General features: G+C 47.6%; 13 protein-coding genes, 1 tRNA gene and 1 pseudogene. 5 read left to right on the top strand and 10 right to left on the bottom strand.

The annotated features are described in order from the left end of the window. Positions 1–169 precede the first annotated feature (169 nt). The 3 genes from SPI9445_RS0111325 to SPI9445_RS0111315 all read right to left on the bottom strand — a co-directional run bounded on the left by SPI9445_RS0111325 (position 170) and on the right by SPI9445_RS0111315 (position 3,630). Positions 170–1,258: an amino acid ABC transporter substrate-binding protein gene (locus tag SPI9445_RS0111325; protein WP_017304864.1), complete on the bottom strand. Its 1,089-nt coding sequence runs from the start codon at positions 1,256–1,258 to the stop codon at positions 170–172. Between the two features lie 139 nt (positions 1,259–1,397). Then, positions 1,398–2,468: an amino acid ABC transporter substrate-binding protein gene (locus SPI9445_RS0111320; RefSeq protein ID WP_017304863.1), complete on the bottom strand. Its 1,071-nt coding sequence runs from the start codon at positions 2,466–2,468 to the stop codon at positions 1,398–1,400. An 82-nt stretch (positions 2,469–2,550) separates the two neighbouring features. Beyond that, a complete protein-coding gene (locus tag SPI9445_RS0111315) occupies positions 2,551–3,630 on the bottom strand; it encodes an amino acid ABC transporter substrate-binding protein (protein ID WP_017304862.1) in 1,080 nt (359 codons plus the stop codon). A 181-nt stretch (positions 3,631–3,811) separates the two neighbouring features. On the opposite strand from SPI9445_RS0111315, the gene SPI9445_RS0111310 reads away from it, so the two are divergent. Both SPI9445_RS0111310 and hpsE read left to right on the top strand, forming a co-directional pair. Further along, a complete protein-coding gene (locus SPI9445_RS0111310) occupies positions 3,812–4,624 on the top strand; it encodes a radical SAM protein (RefSeq protein WP_017304861.1) in 813 nt (270 codons plus the stop codon). Positions 4,625–4,749: 125 nt separating this feature from the next. Continuing rightward, positions 4,750–5,730 (top strand): hormogonium polysaccharide biosynthesis glycosyltransferase HpsE, encoded by a 981-nt coding sequence (gene hpsE / locus SPI9445_RS0111305; protein WP_017304860.1) that lies wholly within the window; start codon positions 4,750–4,752, stop codon positions 5,728–5,730. 622 nt (positions 5,731–6,352) lie between these two features. Here the strand turns inward: hpsE and SPI9445_RS0111300 are convergent. The 4 genes from SPI9445_RS0111300 to SPI9445_RS0111280 all read right to left on the bottom strand — a co-directional run bounded on the left by SPI9445_RS0111300 (position 6,353) and on the right by SPI9445_RS0111280 (position 10,729). After that, a complete protein-coding gene (locus SPI9445_RS0111300; RefSeq protein WP_017304859.1) occupies positions 6,353–7,477 on the bottom strand; it encodes a glycosyltransferase in 1,125 nt (374 codons plus the stop codon). Positions 7,478–7,634: 157 nt separating this feature from the next. After that, entirely contained in the window at positions 7,635–8,384 is a 750-nt protein-coding gene (locus tag SPI9445_RS27550) for a PEP-CTERM sorting domain-containing protein (protein WP_052646632.1), read from the bottom strand. A gap of 262 nt (positions 8,385–8,646) precedes the next feature. Continuing rightward, the gene (locus SPI9445_RS25220) at positions 8,647–9,399 is read right to left on the bottom strand and encodes a PEP-CTERM sorting domain-containing protein (RefSeq protein ID WP_017304856.1); all 753 of its coding nucleotides are present in this window, start codon (positions 9,397–9,399) and stop codon (positions 8,647–8,649) included. 226 nt (positions 9,400–9,625) lie between these two features. Beyond that, positions 9,626–10,729 carry a hypothetical protein gene (locus SPI9445_RS0111280; protein WP_017304855.1) on the bottom strand — a complete coding sequence of 368 codons (1,104 nt, stop codon included), beginning with the start codon at positions 10,727–10,729 and terminating at the stop codon, positions 9,626–9,628. A gap of 115 nt (positions 10,730–10,844) precedes the next feature. Here SPI9445_RS0111280 and SPI9445_RS31115 point away from each other — a divergent pair, with 115 nt between their 5' ends. After that, positions 10,845–14,234, top strand: coding sequence for a pentapeptide repeat-containing protein (locus SPI9445_RS31115; RefSeq protein ID WP_017304854.1), 3,390 nt, complete (start codon positions 10,845–10,847; stop codon positions 14,232–14,234). Positions 14,235–14,644: 410 nt separating this feature from the next. On the opposite strand, the gene SPI9445_RS0111270 is transcribed toward SPI9445_RS31115, so the two are convergent. Then, a tRNA-His gene (locus tag SPI9445_RS0111270) sits at positions 14,645–14,717 on the bottom strand. A gap of 101 nt (positions 14,718–14,818) precedes the next feature. Here SPI9445_RS0111270 and SPI9445_RS0111265 point away from each other — a divergent pair. Next, on the top strand, positions 14,819–15,208 hold the full coding sequence (locus tag SPI9445_RS0111265) for a DUF4359 domain-containing protein (RefSeq protein WP_017304853.1): 390 nt from the start codon (positions 14,819–14,821) through the stop codon (positions 15,206–15,208). Here the strand turns inward: SPI9445_RS0111265 and SPI9445_RS0111260 are convergent, their stop codons facing one another. Then, on the bottom strand, positions 15,209–16,645 hold the full coding sequence (locus tag SPI9445_RS0111260) for a dihydrolipoyl dehydrogenase family protein (protein WP_017304852.1): 1,437 nt from the start codon (positions 16,643–16,645) through the stop codon (positions 15,209–15,211). It abuts the gene before it with no gap. A gap of 213 nt (positions 16,646–16,858) precedes the next feature. Between SPI9445_RS0111260 and SPI9445_RS0111255 the strand changes: the two genes are divergently transcribed. Then, the gene (locus SPI9445_RS0111255) at positions 16,859–18,094 is read left to right on the top strand and encodes an RNA-guided endonuclease InsQ/TnpB family protein (RefSeq protein ID WP_017304851.1); all 1,236 of its coding nucleotides are present in this window, start codon (positions 16,859–16,861) and stop codon (positions 18,092–18,094) included. A gap of 161 nt (positions 18,095–18,255) precedes the next feature. On the opposite strand, the pseudogene SPI9445_RS25215 reads toward SPI9445_RS0111255, so the two are convergent. Next, a pseudogene (locus SPI9445_RS25215) lies at positions 18,256–18,696 on the bottom strand (restriction endonuclease); the annotation flags it as partial. Positions 18,697–18,767 lie beyond the last annotated feature (71 nt).

Genomic DNA, 18,767 nt, shown 5'->3' with positions numbered 1-18,767 from the left:
CTCTTGCTTAAATCTTTGGAAAAATGCTCCGCTAGGGAACTGGAGAAAAAACTGTTTTAAATCATCCTAAAATCGAACTTTGATTAACTGATTTTGATCCACTTATTGATCTGAATCACAATCCACCCCAAAATCCCTAAAAACGGAGCATTTTTCAGGTCAACTGGGTTTAACGGAATGGGGGAGAATATAGTAAACCGCCCTCAGTCCAGAGCGCATTCTGACCACGAGGCAGATTAAATTCAGAACCAGCCCCTAAATTGCGGTCGTAAACCTCGCCATAGTTCCCCACCGCTTTGATCACATTCACCATGAAATCATTGCTCAAACCCATTCCTTGGCCTAAATCGCCTTCCACACCTAAGAAACGGCGAATATTGGGATCTTCGCTCTCTAACTGTTCCTCAATATTGGCTTGAGTAATGCCCATTTCTTCCGCTTCAAATAAGCCAAATGTCACCCATTTAACCACATCAAACCACGCTGAATCATTGTTAATGGTGACAGGCCCCAAAGGTTCTTTAGACATCGTAACATCTAACAGAATATGATCATCCGGGTTCGGTAACGTGCTACGCCGAGCAATTAACTGAGACTTATCAGAAGTCATCCCCTCACAACGGCCTTCTGCATAGGCCGCATAGGCCGGGTCTGCTTGCTGGAATGTCACCGTTTCAAACTCTACCCCAGCCTTGCGCATATTGTCTGTCAGGTTTAATTCGGTCGTAGTCCCCGCTTCCACACACACAGCTTTACCTTGGAAATCTGCTAGGGATGTAATTCCACTATCAGCACGAACCATCATCCCTTGACCATCATAAAAGGTCGTCGGGGCAAATTCTAAGCCAACGGACGTATCCCGGCTAATCGTCCAAGTGGTGTTCCGAGAGAGCATATCTACCTCTCCTCCGGATAAAGCCGTAAAGCGTTCTGTGGAGTCTAAGTTCCGATATTCCACTTTCTCCGGGTCGCCTAAAACAGCGGCCGCCACAGCTTTACAAACATCCACATCTAAACCGGAATATTCCCCAGATTCATCGACAAAACTAAAACCCGGAATCCCGCCATCCACACCACAGATGAGCATTCCCCGTTCTTTGACGACATCAAGGCGACTTCTGCCTGCGGCAGTTGTTCCGGTTTGACCTGTACCCCCAGTGGTTTGTTCTGGGGGAGTGGCACAAGCTGCTGTCACAGCTAACACTGCCGCAGATAAAACCAAAGATTGCCATTTACGCATCACTAATTCACACACCATCGCTAAATTTCCTGCTTAATATTTAGCCACTCCCTTTCCCGATGGGGTGTAAGGCGATACAAAATGTAACGAAATCTTGACTTTTAATGAGTCTTGATTATGTTATTTGACAAAAAAAGAATAATATGGTAAGGAAAATTTAGCGAAAGGGAGGGGAGTACATTAACCCCCCATCTTGCCATAGAGCATTTTGGCCGCGAGGCAGGTTGAAACGGGATTGTGCGCCTAGATTCTCTTCGTAAATTTCCCCATAATTTCCCACAGCTTGAATGACATTCACCATAAAATCATTACTCAAGCCCATTCCTTCTCCTAGATTTCCTTCTACGCCTAAAAAGCGGCGAGTGTTGGGATCTGTAGCCTGTAATTTTTCCGTCACATTGCTTTGAGTAATGCCCAATTCTTCGGCTTCAATTAAACCAAATGTGACCCATTTCACCACATCAAACCAAGCCGAATCATTATTCAATGTGGCTGGCCCTAAAGGTTCTTTGGAGAGGGTGACATCTAACAAAATATGCTCGTTGGGATTGGGGAGTGTATCACGACGGGCGATCAGTTGGGATTTGTCGGAGGTAATGCCCTGACAACGGTTTTCAGCATAGGCGGCATAGGCGGGATCGGCCTGTTCAAAGGTGACGGTTTCAAAGGATACGCCAACTTTCCTCATGGTGTCCATGAGGTTTAACTCGGTGGTGGTGGCGGCTTCGACACAAATAGATTTTCCCTGAAAATCCTGGAGGGAAGTAATACCACTATCGGCGCGTACCATGATCCCTTGCCCATCATAAAAGGTGGTGGGGGCAAATTCTACACCCAGTTCTGTATCCCGGCTAATAGTCCAGGTGGTATTGCGGGAGAGTACATCAATTTCGCCTGCAACGAGGGCGGGGAAGCGTTCGGCGGAGTCTAGGTTACGATATTCCACTTGATTGGGATCTCCTAACACGGCGGCGGCGATCGCTTTACACACATCTACATCTAACCCGGAATATTCTCCGGCATCATCGACAAAACTAAAGCCCAATACCCCCCCATCAACACCACAAATCAGATATCCTCGTTCCTTAACCATATCTAGACGACTGGTATTCGCGGCTGAGGTGGAGTTCGGGCTTAAAGTGGTGTTGGTGGGGGCAGGAGGGTTTCCACAGCCCGCCATGAGGGTGAGCAGGGTTGTAGAAACGAAAAGGGATTGCCATGTGCGCATGATGATTGTGGAAGGGTAATAGAGTTTCTCTTTTAGGTCTACCAGCTTTTTTGTGGCGATTCTGGAAGGAGTTTAGCAAAATTTATCGGAAGGGGGGGGAGTACATCAAGCCGCCGTCTTTCCACAGGGCATTGTAGCCCCGAGGTAAGTTAAAGGGGGAATCCCGGCCGAGGTTGCGCTCATAAATTTCTCCGTAGTTGCCGACGGCTTTAACAACATTGACCATAAAATCATGGCTTAAGCCCATGTCTTCGCCGAGATTGCCTTCAATGCCGAGAAAAAGCCGGATTCTGGGGTCGGGGGATTGTAGTTTTTCCTCAATATTGGCTTGAGTAATGCCTAATTCTTCGGCCTCCATTAAGCCAAATGTGACCCATTTGACCACATCAAACCAAGCGGGGTCATTCTGAACGGTGGCTGGCGCTAAGGGTTCTTTGGAGAGGGTTATCTCTAAGAGAATATGTTCTTCGGGATTGGGTAGACTCTGCCGACGGGCTTCTAAGATGAAGTGGTCTGAGGTGATGCCTTGACAAAACCCCTGAGCATAGGCTCCATAGGCGGGATCGGGTTGTTCAAAGGTGAGGGTTTCAAAGGCGACTCCGGCTTTTCTCATGCTGTCCATGAGGTTTAACTCGGTGGTGGTTCCGGCTTCGACGCAAACGGATTTGTCCTGAAAGTCTTCTAGGGAGGTAATGCCACTATCAGCACGAACCATCATCCCTTGTGTGTCGTAGAAGGTGGTGGGGGCAAATTCTACACCAAGTTGGGTATCTCGGCTCAGGGTCCAGGTGGTGCTGCGGGAGAGGATATCTACTTCTCTCTCGGAGACGGCAATGAAGCGTAAGATGGGGTCAAGTTGCTGATATTCTACGGCTTCGGGGTTGCCTAACACGGCGGCGGCGATCGCTTTACAAATATCTACATCTAATCCGGAGTATTGACCTGTCTCATCCACAAAACTAAACCCCGGAATCCCCCCATCTACCCCACAGATGAGAAACCCTCGTTCTTGAACGGCGTTTAGAACACTGGGGGGGGTGGGGGATTCTGATTCGGTTATGGTGCTTAACTCGGTATTGTTGGGGGCAAGGGGGGCGGAATTGGTACAAGCGGTTGCGATCGCCACAATGGCCGTTAAAATGGGGACGAATTGCCGAGTCATCAGGTTTAGGGGACAGGGAAATTTTGTTCTCAATCTAACACTGTTCTAGGAAGATGGGGGGGAATTTTCCTAGGTCGATATTTCTCTGGGGAAATGTAAAATCTACAGGGGTGAAATGGGGGATCACTCCGGAAAAACCCTAGACTAAAAAAGTGAATTTGTTTCGGTTTGGGAGGGACTTATGCCAAGTCAAACGATGCACCCTTTTAGTCCAGTTTACGGACCCGTGACTTCATGGCGTTACGGGACTTCTTTGGGGATTGATCCCATTGGTTTACAGTCTACCTGTTCGTTTAATTGTGTCTATTGTCAGTTGGGAGAAATTGAAAATCACACGGTACAACGAGGGGTTTATGTGCCGACGAGGGAAATTCTAGCCGATTTAGAACATTATGCCCCTTGGTCAGTGGATGTGATTACCTTAAGTGGCAGTGGAGAACCCACCTTAGCGAGCAATTTGGGGGATATTTTAGGAGGAATTAAGGCTTTAACTCATTGTCCAACACTGGTTTTAACTAATGGGACTTTATTGGGAGATCCGGAGGTTTGTGAGGCGTTGGGCCAAGCGGATCAGGTTTCGGTTAAAGTGGATGGTCTGACTGATGAAGCTATCCAACGGGTGAATCGTCCGGTGGCTGGGTTTAAGTTTCAGGATTTTGTAACCAATTTACAGGGGTTTCGGGAGGTGTATCGGGGGAAATTGGGCGTTCAAACGATGGTCTTAATGCCTTGGTCGGCGAGTATGATTGAGGAGTATAGTCAATGGATGAAGGCACTTTGTCCCGATGAGATTCAACTGAATACCCCAACCCGTCCGAAACCCCAACAGCGCCAACTCGAAGGTCGAGGAAATCAACGTTTAGAGGATTGTGGCTATCCGGTGCAACGGTTGAAATGTGTGCCGCCAGAAATTTTAAGTGCGATCGCCTCTCAAATTGCCACTCTGACCAATATTCCGGTGAAACAATACAGTGATCAGCGCCTAGGAGTGTAGTTCCCATTGCATGGGGATGTATTTTGTAGTACATAAGTATTGATTAACAGATTGGAGTAGAAAGGATGATTCTTGAGGCAAAATTGAAGGGGGAGTGTCAATAACAGATCACTGGTTTTCCCACTATGGTTGATTTTACAGTGGCAATTTGTACCTATAACGGGGCAAAACGCTTACCGGATGTGTTAGATAAGTTAAAAGCCTGTATCGAGTCAGGAAGGCGATCGCACCCTACCCTGACTTGGGAAATTCGTATCATCAACAACAACAGCACCGATGAAACCCAGCAAGTCATCGAGCAGTATCAAACCCAGTGGACCCCAGATGTGCCAATCTATACCCACTTTGAAGCCCAACAGGGTTTAGCTTTTGCCCGACAATGCGCTGTAGAACAAGCCCAAGGGGAATGGATTGGCTTTCTCGATGACGACAACCTACCCACTGAAAACTGGATTGTCAGCGCCTACGAATTTGGACGAGAATACCCCCAAGCCGGAGCCTTTGGTGGATTAGTCAAAGCCGCCTTTGAAGACACTCCGCCCCCCGGCATTGAGCGCATTCAGTCCTTTTTAGCCATTGTGGAACGGGGCAACGTCGCCTTTCAGTATCAACTCAAAACCGGACTATTACCGCCGGGGGCGGGTTTAGTCGTGCGGAAAGACGCTTGGCTGTCGAGTGTCCCAAAGCAACTATTCTTAAAGGGGCGTATTGGTGAAGTTAAGTTAGCCAGTGAAGACTTAGAGGCTGTTTCCTTGATTCAACAAAAAGGATGGGAAATTTGGCATAATCCCCAAATGGAAATTTCCCACAAAATCCCCGAAAGTCGCTTACAACTGGATTATTTACTCACCCTAATCCGAGGCACTGGTTTAGCCCGTCATCATATCCGAATGACTCGCCTCACCCCTTGGCAACGCCCTTTAGCTTTTTTAATATATTTCTGCAATGATTTGCGCTGTCTATTGCTCTTTTGGCTAAAAAATTCTAGTCAAATTCATCAAGATTTAGTCACAACTTGTCAATGGGAATGGCTACGCAGTAGTTTAATGAGTCCTTTTTATTTATGGAGTCAAGGGGCAATTTATGGAGAGAGTTCCCAAAAATAAGATAGCTAGTCCTCATGAGACGTGAAGGGCTATTGTCCTATCTCGATTGCAGGCGAGTCTTTTTTGCACGACTCAGGTAGGTTGGCTATAGACCCAAAAACATTAGCGAATCCATGCTAAGATAAATAGGGCTTGCTGAATAAGTCCGAGAGTTGGGGAATCGGGAGTCGGGAGTCGGGAGTCGGGAATAGGCAATCGTGCCAGTTTTAGATGATCTGTTTCCTGTTAAGAGTTCCCTGTTCCCTTGTTGAGCCTAGCATCTGGTGTTATTCAGCAGACCCTAAATATATCTTGACCACTAACTCCCAAAGCGAAAACCAAGCTAAAAAGGGCTGTGTTGCAAGAGAAAATTTGGGTCTTAGGAACTAGGACTTCTGCCTGGGGAGGGAAGATAAGACTGGCTATATTTCGGTATAGAAAGCACTTCCCATTGAATCAGGAAGCTCCATCCTCGCGCCTAGGCAGGGTGGGGTAGTTCACAAGAACAACATCCCCAGCGTTTAGAACAAATCTTTAGAACTTTATCCTCTCGTATTCCCCATTTAGAAAAAGTTGAAGCCTTATTAAACTTAACCCAGACTGAGGGCAATCACAGATGAAACACTGGGAAACAAACAAGCCGTTATTCAACTGAATTTGATAATAACTTTAAATAACTTTGCGTGGCCTCTTGTACTGTAAAGGCTTGCGATCGCACTTTTAACAAATCCCGCGAGATAGGAGCGTTTAACGTCTCATAAATCCCCCGGACTAACCCCAGCACATCCCCCACGGCCACCAATCGCCCATACTGCCCATCGGCCAAGATTTCTCGCGGACCATAAGGGCAATCCGTCGATACCACCGGACACCCACAAGCTAAGGCCTCAATCACCACCGTGGGCAATCCTTCAAACTTAGACGATAAGACAAACATGGCCGCCCGACTGAGATAAGCGTAAGGATTCGGCACAAAACCCGGTAACTGGACATCTTCCCCCACCCCCAATTCTCGCACCAAGTTTTCCAGAGAACGACGTAATCCCCCTTCCCCTAAAATAATTAAGCGTAAGAGGCGGTTTTTTCGCACTTGGGCAAAGGCCTTAATCAGGGTTGGAAAATCTTTCTGCTCACTCAGTCGCCCAATGGCTACAATAACCGGGGGTTGATAGGCAAAAAACCAAGGATGATTTAAGGGCGCTTGGGCTTTTTGCAGTAAGGTATCATCCACAACGGCGTTATAAACCACCTGCACGGAATTGGCTTTGAGTTTTAAGGATTGTTCAAACGCTTGGGCGACTCCTTGGGAAGGGGCAACAATGGCGCTGGCTTTTGGGTAGAGCGATCGCATTAACCACAACTTCACCCGTTGCATCAAAGGATGACTGGGTTGTAGAGATGCGGGCATCTGTTCCCAGAGGACTAATTGTAAAGGTGTGCGGGCGAACCAATAGGCAATCACCGCAATTTCATTCGTCCAGACTAAGTGAGACAGTAAAACATCCGGTTTAGCTTGGCGTAAATACTGGGCAAGGGGCAGAATCAGCTTAACGGCACTTTGCAGGCGATCCTCCATCGACACCCCTAAATCCACTAGATGCACCTCGGGGGGAATTTGATCCAAATAAGGCCCTTTGGCCTGAGCAACCACTAAATCTAATTGCATCCCCTTACCACTCAGGCCGCGCAATAAGTTCAGGGTGACTCGTTCTTGTCCCCCTCCCGCTAAATTGGGTAATAAACAAGCTAAATGCTGCGGTTGCTTCATGGCTGATCGGCATTGAAAGACTTATCCCCATGATAATCAAAAGGGCTACATTCAAATGTAGCCCTTTTTGCTGAGTTTAGGCAGCAAAGCGAGTAAACTTACAGTCTAAACTCGTGTTTTCTGTGTTTGACGCTTCACTGCTTGAGTTTTCAGGGTTTTATTGTTCGCTGTTTTGACGACGGCGTACACCGAAGCCCGCTAAAGCCGCCACACCCACTAAACCGAGAACGGTGGCAGGTTCGGGAACTGTGGCAATCCCTTTCAGAGTATAGTCAGAATCCCAGCTTTGGCGAGTTAAACTATCATTAACCCGAACGGCGGCGAAGGATAAAGAAGCCACTTCTAAATCACCAAAGGGATTGAGGATGCTGTACCATCCACCACCCCCGGCAGTGGAGGGAGAAACATTCACCACAGAACCGGTACCACTCCAGGAAGCACTGGTATCACCCGTTACGGTTAAGGTATGGGTGAGGAAAGAACCATCCAGTAAGGTGGCGGTTATTTCTGCCACTTCAAACACGCGGTCAGAGTTAACACCGGGTTGATAGAGGAAGTTTAAATCAATGGATCTTAGGGCTTTAGTCACAGCTAAATCAACCCGCAAGAATTCGCCATTGCTGTCAATTTCACCCCAACTGGGGTCATCTTTCCATTGCAGATTTGGATCGGGATTTTCTGCAATACCTAGTCCATAGAACCCCTCAAAAGATTTATGGGTTAAGTACATATCATTCCCGGCCGTCAGGGTGAAGAAGTCGTTCACGACACAGACTTGTTGATTGGCACAAGCAGCTGCTTCAGCGTCACGAGCGGTAAAAGATGCGGCTTGGGCAGTCATTCCACTAGCAGCGATCGCACCAGCAGCAGCAAGACCAGAGATTAAAGCAGTAGGATTAAGTTTCATAATTTTGATTACCTCAACAGCTAGACAAGTTTTTGAATTATTTCTTTGGCTGACTCACTCTATAGTTCTTATTATGTGGCAGAATCAGCCAAAGCGCAGGGATCAAGATCACAATTGGCTGATACTTGTTCTAATCTTTACATTTATTAAGCAACTTACGGCACAATTATTAAGCCAAAAGACCACATTCACTGTAGTCCCTTGGCTTGAGTTGTTTATGAAGATTCGGTGATCTTGTTAGGGCTCTGTGGTGTTGGACTTATTAGCTGTCCACGCGGCGACGACGAGCCGTGAATCCGGCTAAGGTTGCCACACCCATTAAACCCAGAACGGTAGCGGGTTCGGGAACGGTTTTAATCCCTTTGAGCGCATAGTCAGAATCCCAGCTTTGGCGGGCTAAACTGTCATTCAGGCGGACGGCCGTGAATTCTAAGGATGCGACTTCTAAATCACCAAAAGGATTGAGGATGCTGTACCAACCGCCTGCATGGTTCACTCCATCAAAGGCAATGGAAGGAGACATATTTTTAACCGCAGTCCCGTCATAGTTACCAGACCATCCGGCGAGGGTATCCCCTAAAACCGAGAGGGTATGAGTCACCAAAGAACCATCCAACAGGGTGGCGGTCACTTTAGCCACTTCATTCACACGGTCACTGTTAACACCGTCTTTATAGAGGAAGCTTAAGTCAATGGATCTGAGAGCGGTGGCTTTGGCAAAGTCTACGATTAAGCGTTCTCCGTTGCTGTCGATTTCTCCCCAACTGGGGTCTTTTTTAATATCTTCGGTCGCAGAAACCCCAACGCCATCAACTAAGGCAAATTCTTTGTAGGTCAAATATTTTCCGTCGCCTGCGGTGAGGGTGAAGAAGTCGTTCACGACACAGCTAGTTAATCCAGCACAACCAGCAGCGTCACTGGCGGTAAACGAGGCGGCTTGGGCGGGCATTCCAGTAGCGGCGATCGCACCAGCAGCAGCAAGACTAGAAATCAGGGCGGTAGAATTAAGTTTCATGGTAGATTACCTCAACAGCTAGACAAGTTTTTAAGTTCGATTCTTCGGCTGACTCACTCTATACTTGCCATTGTGTCGCATATTCTGGAAATGCCAAGAGATCGAGATCACAAGTGGCTCATTCTTGTTCTTATCTTTACACTCACGACGGAGATTAAAGCTCTTGTTAAGGAAAAAAACGCAATAAAAACCCTACAACCTTTGTTGTATCTAGCTTTTACTCCATTTAGCGCCCTTGACACAATTGGAGTAAAGTCGGTGGCAAGCTTCTGCCTCTCCCGAGGCTACTTTGCAGAGCGCGAATCCCGTTTAAACAATCTTGAGCTTGGGGATAGACCAGACTTTCCGGGGGAATTCGTTCCACTAGGGCGATCGCCTCAGCCACCCCCCCCTGTTGCAAATACAATAAGGCCTGTTCTAAAAACCAACGACTCCAAAAGGACTGTTGCACCTGGGCTTGTCCCTTGATGTAAGTCCTTCCCTCAATTTGGTTAACCAACTGAATCGCCTGATCTAAAGACTGCACCGTTCCCTCTTCCGCTAATTGTTGCGCTTGGACGAGCAACTGCGCCCCCCTTCGTTCTTCCTGTAAACGGGCTTGAAATTCCCCCCGACGTTCCACGCGCCAGTAGTCTAGGGGGTGTTGTGCTAGGGACAAGTTCACCTGTTCGGCTTTTGACCAAGCCTGTTGTTGGATGGCCATTTCAAACTGTTCTGCGAGTTCTTCTCCTTCTTGCCATTGGCTTTCCCAGTCCGTTAGGGTTTTTTGAGTGAGTCGAGCCACAGAGGCGGAATGGGGTAATTGCCGAGCGAGTTCGAGAGCGCCCCCTAAGTCCCCTTGGTCTAGTTGTTGGGCGGCGGTTGTCAAAACCAGACGAGTCCAGTCCTCAATAAGTTCCTGAGCATCGGTATATAAAGGATGATCTTCAGGCCATTGATTAATTTCTGCGATCGCCTGAAATACCCCCTCAAAATCCCCCGTTTGAGCCGCCACTTGCCCACACCATAACCGCTCACTAGCCGGAGTCATGGGAGTTAGCTCATCACAAGTCCGCTCCGGCACACGCTGCACCAACCACAGCCCACTAATCCCGGCCCCGCCCAACAGCGTCACCGCCATAATCAGCCAAAAGACCCCCAAACGCCATCCCCCTTGGCGATTGACCGAAACCTTAGCTCTAGAAAATCCGGGGGGAGTGCTAAGGCGGATAATTTGCCGATCCCGCGGGGGCTTCGTTAGAATAGCTGTTTTGTAGTCTAATCGCTTAACCAATTGTGAGTTTACCCCTGATTCTCTAGCAATTTCTGGGAAAATAGTATTAAGACCCATTGTCATGTCCAACTGGCAATCGAGTTTTCCAGTGGTTGTTAGACTTGATAGATACCCCCTAAGAGTAGCAAACCATTGGTAGAAAAGAGCAGTGCGACCTTAAGATAAATCCCAAATGAGCCTGAGCATCCGGCAGTGGCTGATAGAACGAAAAATTGAGCTTGAACAACTTCAGACCTTGGGAGCGGAAGTGTCCGGTGTGGCCTTTCGACTCGCCCAAGATATGGAGGTTAAGAGCCTTACCCCCTTTGATGTCTGTTCCTTAGCAGATGTCCTAGAGTCGCCCTTAGTGGCCAGTCGGCAAGTGGCTAAACCCATTGCCCAATTGACCACGGCTCTCCTGCGTCTCCTCAGTCGCAAAAAGCCCCTCAAACGAGCCGAGGGGACTTGGTTAACGTTTCAAATTGCCTACCTCAAAGCCCTCGAAACGGTTTTAGACCAAGAACTAGAACTGCGTCGCCCTTGGATTAATCGGGCGATGGTTCCAGTAGGAGAAATGGTACAGGAAGGCATTGTGGATGCTCGTCTTCATGGCTTTCTGCGCACCCTACGACCGGGAAAATTAAGTGATTCCCAAGCCGAACAAGCCCTAACTTTGGTTGGGGAGTCCCTCTTAGTCCAACAGATGAACAATCTGGCCTTAGCCTGGTTAGTGGCCAATGGGGCGGAGGAAACGGAGGCTGGGTTACTCATTCAACGCTTGGTGAATGGCCTGCCGGGACATTTATTAGAGGTAATTGTTGATAATGCCCTGCCCTTAGCCCAATTACAGAAATTTGTCCGTTTAGGCGGCCTCACCGCACGCTCGACAACACTCACAGAAGGCACCAGTGGCACGGTGACGGAAATTGAAAATGATTATGTGATTGATTTGGGGCGGGAACATTACCGGGCGCAGTTATTAAAAACCTTGGGTGAGCCAATTTTTGGGGAAACCTTTTCCCTACAAGATATTTATGTGCCGCCTCGGGGGGTTCCCATTTCCGATGCGAATATTCGACCCATGCCTAATCATGAGTCGAACCCCCACCCCCCCATGAACACTTCTGCGGAGCAGTCGGTGGATTTGGCGACTTGGGCGGCCGGGCAGTTGGACGATTGGACCAGTATTAGTGTGATTGAAGGTGAGGCGGGTTTCGGGAAAACCAGTTTTTGTCAAATGTGGGCGGCTCAGATTGCCCGGAGAGTATATCCGACTTGGATGCCGATTTGGATTCGTCTACGGGATGCCCATTTAGGACAAAATTTAGAGGAAACTTTAGATAGTGCTTTCCCTCTGGGACGGTTTAGTGATGCCGATGGTTGGTTATCTCATAATGCGCCGCCGTCTTTGTTGATTTTGGATGGTTTGGACGAGTTGCCGCGATCGCCCTATAAATTACGTCACATTCGAGCCTTTCTCGACCAAGTGATGCAGTTTCACGCCCAACAACTCAGTCGCAAAAAAGCCCACCGTCACAAAATTGTTTTAACCTGTCGTCAGGGAATGTTTGAAGGGGTGATCCGCACCTATCGGGTGGGCAGTATTTTCCCCCTACAAACCCAAATGAAACAAATCCGCTTGCAACCGATGGATCAGGACTCCCTGCGCCAATGGTTCAAACAGTGGGGAAAACTGCAATCGAAAAATATCTCTTACCGTTACTTTACGTTCCTCAAGGAGGAGGGGTTATTTACCCGCAAGCGCCATCTCCCGGTGGCGGATTTGGTTCATCAGCCCTTGATGTTGTATTTATTGGGGATTCTCCACCGGGATGGCCTAGTAGATCGGGGTTTATTTCAACTGGAATCCCCCCAAGCCCGTTATGAGATTTACGAACGGATGACGCGCTGGTTATTGGGGGAACATCAAGGCTATTCCCATTTGCCGGAAATGGTTAAGGAGGGCATGGCTCATGCCAGTCGTTCCACGGAGGCGATCGCCAATTTATTAGCCGGACAAGCCCCCCAAGAACCTCGCCGTTTTATGCAGGAAATCGCCCTGCGGGTCTTTCAAACGGGAAGCTGGGTCTTGAAAACGCCCCCTTGGGAGGCTCTCAGCCGTACAGAGCGCGGCACGAATCCCCCTCAACCAACCCCTCCCCCGGAGAATTCCCCCGCCTCAGAACCGACTCCTGAGCTACTCAACCCCTGGCAACAACACTTTAATCGGCAAATTCGCACGGCCGCCCTCTTTTTCTCTGTGCCGTCTCCTGTACTCTGTTCTTCCCTCTCTACCCTACAAGTGGCTCAGAAAAATGGGTTGGAACAGTTAACCTTTTCTCACCCTAATTTAGGGTCTTATCTAGCGGCTACGGAAATCTCGAAACAATTGCAACTCTTAACCCAGCAAGTCCATGATCGTTATGGGGATATGAGTTTTAGGGTGGCCTCAGATTGGGCAGTAGCCCAGCATCTCTATTCTTTTTTGGGCTATGGATTTTTGTCGTTGGAGATGGAGGAATTTTTGATGGAAAATCTCCAACAAGCCGAAGAACGCAACCCCCATCAGTTTTCTTTTCCCCTTTTATTTAAACGCCTCTACAAGTTTTATCGCTCCTACTGTCAAGGACGGTGGTTTGATGAAGGGTTAACCCATCAAGCTCATGCTCAACTTCAACAGTTAAAAAATCCCCTCAATGCCCTACAAGTTGATGGGGCGGTGGGGTTAAATGTGTTTCTCCTACTCTGTGGGATTTCCCAACGGGCGAATATTCCGTTTTATCCCTGTGGAGATCCTAATCAACCTCAAGATTTTGATGCCGATCGGTTCTTAATTTTGATGTCCCGGACAACGGTATTATCGCCGACCAGTTTTTTTGTTCGGGCGCGTCACAGTTTGCATCATTTACAATTGCCGGGAGCTTGTTTGAGTCGGGCGATGTTGACCAATGCCAATCTAGAGGGGACCAATTTGGCGATCGCCGAATTAAGTCGAGCCAACTTAGTGGGGGCTAATCTCACTGGGGTTAATTTATCTTGGGCGACTTTAGCTAGTGCTAATTTAGTCAATAGCAATTTGAATCAAGCCAATTTAGAAGGGGCTGACCTCTCCCGTGCCAACTTAGTGGGGGTTAATTTAAGCAGTGCTAATCTCCATAATGCCTGTTTATTTGAGGCTAAACTTGACCCAGACAATGAACAAAAAGCCCGTTCTAGTGGGGCGTTCTTTACTTGGGAAGAGTTCCAAGATTATAGTCAATCGTTAGCACCGAAAATGCAGCTAGGGGACTTAGTAGATAGTGATTTCTTCGACGGGGAAATTCAAATCGAAATTGCCGAAGGAGAACCGTTCATGCCCGATGCTTGGTACACGTCCCAAGATGTCTACTCTCCGGATTTAGAAGTTTATGCTCCGGCGGCTAGCAGTGATAATGAAACTATCGCTGCCCCCCCCTCCAATGATGCCACTCTCCCTGCCCCTCTCGGTCGTCCTCCTATCAGTAGTGATGATGAAACTTGGGCAGCCTCCATGAACGATATGGATGATCAAGATTATGATGCTACCTTAGCCGATGTGGATTGACCAAAATTCTGGCAGACCAACGAATTAGGGCTTGCTGAATAACTTTGCTCCGAGTGGGAAACGGGGAACACCGGATCTGGGAACAGGGGGAGTCGGAAAAAGGCAAGCCTTTTTGATTCTTTATCACTAAAACCTTGCAGTTTTTCGCTCCCAATCGAAAGCCCTATTAAAAGTGATTAGAGGGATATTCAGCAGACCCTAATTAGGGTCTGCTGAACAACACCAGACCAATTCCTGATTCCCGACTCTCCGAGTTATTCAGCCAGCCCTGATTAATACCCCTAGGCCCAACCCTGATAACTTAAACCTGTGTGTGGTCAGGGTTGCGCTAAGAAGCCGATAACATAAAGCAATCACCCGATACGGATTGCAAGCAATAGAAGATCAGCTTCTTTATTTACAGAAAAAAGGGCGAACGATGGGACTTGAACCCACGAATGGTGGAACCACAATCCACTGCCTTAACCACTTGGCTACGCCCGCCTTGTCCTTGGTTATTATAGCATTGTAATCAGGAATTGATCCAGCAGAAAATGTCTTAGTCCAATAAAAAAAAATAATCTTTATTCTTATTTCAATTAGCAATGAAAATCTGGCAACAAGTGGTAGGAGGGAGTGCGATCGCAGCAAGCTTATTAGGGGGGGCAATGTTGGTCACCAATCCTTCCCCGATAGACTATGAACGCTACGCCACACTACGCCTCAGCGAATACCTCAAAGAAAATATGTGTAATCAATTGCCCGCCCAATTCCAGCAATTCGCTAGTCAATGTCAGTTTCTGGGGGGGGTTTTAGTGGATATCGGGCGGCCACAACTGCAAGAACTAATCGGAGAACAGACCGAACGGGAAAACTACTTATTTTTTAGTGTCTATCGCACCAACTTAGCCATCCATAGTGACTTACCCACCTATGAGTTCGCCACCATTGGGGTGTTACAGTATTTTATTCTGTACAGTGCAGAACAGCGGTAATCACCAAGACCGCAACCACCGGAAAAACTGACCCAGAAAGCCCTGTAGACGCTGATTTTTAGCGTATTTCTGCTTACTCAACAATAACCCCGCCTTACTATTCACCTCCGCCAACGTGGGATAAATATGAATCCCCGTTAGTTTAGACACAGGCAGGTGATGATTCATCGCTAACACCACCTCATGGATTAACTCCCCAGCATGAGGCCCCACCAAATGCGCCCCTAAAATCTGTCCATTTTTGCGGGTGATAATTTTGCCGAAACCTGCCGTAGTGCCTTCAGCTTGGGCGCGATCTACCCCGGCAAAAGGTTGTTTCAACACATAAACCTCCTCCCCGTAGTGTTTTCTGGCTTGTTCCTCCGTTAATCCGACCCGTGCCAATTCCGGATCTGTGAAAGTTGCCCAAGGAATCACGCGATAATCCACCTTACTGGGGAAAAAGCGCTTAATGGGGGAAAACAGGGCATTGGTGAGGACATAAACGGCCTCATAGCCCGCAACGTGGGTGAATTGGTATCCGCCAATCACATCCCCACAGGCATAGATGCGGGGGTTTGTGGTGCGTAAGCTGGCATCGACTTTGACCCCTTTGGCATCATAGACCACCCCTGCCGCTTCTAGATTTAGGCTGTCCACATTGGGCTGTCGTCCGGCAGAAACTAGAATTTCATCGGTTATGATTTTATCTTCCCCAAACCAGAGGCATTTTTTCCCCCCCACCACTTCTACTCGTTCCGCCCGAGTTTTCTTTAAAATGCGAATCCCCTCAGACTCGAATTGCTGTTCCACCACTTCGGCCGCCTCTGGGTCTTCTTTGGGTAAAATATGCTCCCGACTGGCCAAAATCGTGACATTGGTTCCTAAACGGTGGAAGGCTTGGCCGAGTTCACAACCAATGGGGCCGGCTCCGATAATGGCAAGAGATGGGGGTTGTTTCGTCAGGGAGAAAACCTGCTCGTTGGTGAGAAAACCTGCTTCTCGGAGGCCGGGGATGGGGGGGATGGCGGGGCGGGAGCCGGTGGAAATGACAAAAGCCCGGGCGGTTAGATGGCGACCGTTGACGGTGAAGGTGCGGGGATTGGTGAATTGTCCTGAACCGAATATGACCTCTACTCCGAGGCGGCGAAATCGTTCCGGTGAGTCGTGGGGTTCAATGGCGGCGATCGCACGTTCCACATGACCCATCGCCTCGGAAAAGTGGATCTGGGGTGGGGGGGTATAGACCCCAAAACGTGAACTGTGCTTGACCTCATAGGCGATTCTAGAGGCATGAATGAAAGATTTACTCGGAACACACCCATACCAGAGACAATCTCCGCCTAGTTTGTCTTTTTCCACAAGGGCTACTTTCGCTTTCAGTTGGGCGGCCGCACTGGCTACCACTAACCCCCCGGAGCCTCCCCCAATAATCACGAGGTCATATTCTACAGCCATTGTCCTAACTCCTATTGCATCTTTCTTGTTAGCTCATCGTCGGGAAGCCCCGCACTGTACGCAAAGCGTTGCGTAGCAAATGTCAGTGTCGGGAGGAAAGACGGTTAATTGAGGGGTTCGATGCCCCGAAAATTAACCAACAATCATTTACTAGCGAGTGACGATTTATCCCTAGATATTGTATAATCGGTTCATGTCAATAAGCTACTATTCGTGTTAAACCTCAACTATTGCTACAGAATTTATCCAGATGCCAGTCAAGAAAAAGAATTACTTGACTGGCTAGAAATCTGTCGAGGGGTATATAATTATGCCTTGGCAGAACGAAAAGAGTGGATAAATTCTCGCAAGTGTCAGGTTAACGCTTGTCGCCTTCATTCTGAGTACATTATACCTGCGGATCAACCTTTTCCCGACTACTATAAACAGAAAAAAGCTTTAACTCAAGCCAAACAGCAATACCCAGAACTAAAACGAGTTCAGTCTCAGGTCTTGCAAGAGGTTATGGGGCGTTTAGACAAAGCGTTTAACTTTTTCTGGAAAAGAAGTTTTGGTTTTCCCCGGTTTAAGAAATATGGTCAGTTTCGGTCGATTAACTTTCCTCAATTCAGGGAAAACCCCGTAACTGGATATCAATTGAGACTCCCTAAGCTAGGCTCTGTGGTCATTAATCTACACAGACCTATACCTGATGGATTTGTAGTTAAACAAGTTCAGATCGTTAAAAAAGCTTCGGGTTGGTATGCTGTTATCTGTATTCAATCAGATGTTAATATTCCTTCTCCAAAACCTCAAGGAAAATCTCTAGGGATTGATTTGGGACTTGAGAAGTTTATGGCAACATCTCAGGGGGAATTAATAGCTAGACCTAAGTTTTTCTTGGAACTTCAAAGTCAGCTTAAATGGCTACAAAGGAGATTGTCGAAGAAACAGAAAGGGTCAAAAAACTGGCATAAAGCTCGGGAAAAAGTAGCTAAACTTCATGAACACATTTATAACACTCGCAAGAACTTTCATTATCAAGTCGCTCATCATCTTTGTGACCAAGCCAATATCATTTTTGCCGAAGATTTAAACGTCAAAGCCATGTCTAGGGGAATGTTGTGTAAACCTACCCTTGATGCTGGCTTTGGGGGTTTTCTAGAGGTATTAAAGCACGTGGCTTGGAAACGAGATGTTTATTTTGAGAAAGTTGATGCTAATTTCACTAGCCAAATTTGTCCGAATTGTGGTGTAGTGACTGGTAAGAAAGACTTGTCTCAACGAGTGCATAAATGTTCTCATTGTGGGTTTGTAACGGATAGGGACGTTGCTGCGGCGATGGTTGTTGAGCAACGTGGACTTGCAGCCCTTGGACTGGGGGTCAAGCTGCCTGTAGAGGAAGAGGTTATCAGGGATGTCCCTAAAAAGACATCTAGAGCCTCCCGTAGAAGCAGGAAAGCCTCATAGTGATATGGGGAAGCCCGCACCGTACCCGTAGGGTCGGTGTCGGTAGGATGTCACGGTACTGCGTTGGACTGAAATCCAGATGAGGGAATGGTGAAAAATGGCTGGGGGTAGGGACAGGGAATAGGCATTACTGACCAGTTAGGCGATTTGTCCTAGTGCTGTTATTCTTCCACATTAAATTCAACCCGACTTTGCAGCACAATTTCTTCAATCACAGACCCAGCTTTTCCCGATAATAGGACTTGCTCAAAAATCTCCAGCAGTCTGGGAATATTGATCACTTCTTCTACAGACTCCAGATATTTATTAGCAATCGATTTAATCGGATACTTTGCCTCAGCCTGACGTTCAATTTCATGCAGTATCTCTTCGCTGGATTTATTCGTTTTTACCACAAATGTAATGGGGTATCTCTGCACTTTTTCAATATCTAGAAAATATTTCGTAGCATCCACTGTTTCCGTAACTTGAAAAAAACGCCCAAGGGGTTTCATCACAAAATCAATCCCACCATCATTAGCATTCGTTTTACCAGTTTTATAAAGAACTAATGACTCCTCAATAATCTCTTCAGGCGACCAACCCCAATATATCCTTTGGTCAGCTATTGAAGAATCTCATTGGTATTCAGCAGGACTTCTCCCTGACCATTAGTATTGCGATCAAGGATAGC

The organism is Spirulina subsalsa PCC 9445, assembly GCF_000314005.1.
Lineage (GTDB): Bacteria > Cyanobacteriota > Cyanobacteriia > Cyanobacteriales > Spirulinaceae > Spirulina_A > Spirulina_A subsalsa.
Note: the sequence above shows the minus strand (reverse complement) of the source record. Positions and strands in the feature narration are given on the sequence as shown.

What these genes read in the sequence shown, in the direction of transcription:
- SPI9445_RS0111280 (WP_017304855.1), bottom strand. Translation starts at nt 10,729, where the DNA reads ATGGGTCTTAATACTATTTTCCCAGAAATTGCTAGAGAATCAGGGGTA.
- SPI9445_RS0111310 (WP_017304861.1), top strand. Translation starts at nt 3,812, where the DNA reads ATGCCAAGTCAAACGATGCACCCTTTTAGTCCAGTTTACGGACCCGTG.
- SPI9445_RS0111325 (WP_017304864.1), bottom strand. Translation starts at nt 1,258, where the DNA reads ATGGTGTGTGAATTAGTGATGCGTAAATGGCAATCTTTGGTTTTATCT.
- SPI9445_RS31115 (WP_017304854.1), top strand. Translation starts at nt 10,845, where the DNA reads ATGAGCCTGAGCATCCGGCAGTGGCTGATAGAACGAAAAATTGAGCTT.
- SPI9445_RS27550 (WP_052646632.1), bottom strand. Translation starts at nt 8,384, where the DNA reads ATGAAACTTAATCCTACTGCTTTAATCTCTGGTCTTGCTGCTGCTGGT.
- SPI9445_RS0111320 (WP_017304863.1), bottom strand. Translation starts at nt 2,468, where the DNA reads ATGCGCACATGGCAATCCCTTTTCGTTTCTACAACCCTGCTCACCCTC.
- SPI9445_RS0111260 (WP_017304852.1), bottom strand. Translation starts at nt 16,645, where the DNA reads ATGGCTGTAGAATATGACCTCGTGATTATTGGGGGAGGCTCCGGGGGG.
- SPI9445_RS25220 (WP_017304856.1), bottom strand. Translation starts at nt 9,399, where the DNA reads ATGAAACTTAATTCTACCGCCCTGATTTCTAGTCTTGCTGCTGCTGGT.
- SPI9445_RS0111300 (WP_017304859.1), bottom strand. Translation starts at nt 7,477, where the DNA reads ATGAAGCAACCGCAGCATTTAGCTTGTTTATTACCCAATTTAGCGGGA.
- SPI9445_RS0111265 (WP_017304853.1), top strand. Translation starts at nt 14,819, where the DNA reads ATGAAAATCTGGCAACAAGTGGTAGGAGGGAGTGCGATCGCAGCAAGC.
- SPI9445_RS0111315 (WP_017304862.1), bottom strand. Translation starts at nt 3,630, where the DNA reads ATGACTCGGCAATTCGTCCCCATTTTAACGGCCATTGTGGCGATCGCA.
- hpsE (WP_017304860.1), top strand. Translation starts at nt 4,750, where the DNA reads ATGGTTGATTTTACAGTGGCAATTTGTACCTATAACGGGGCAAAACGC.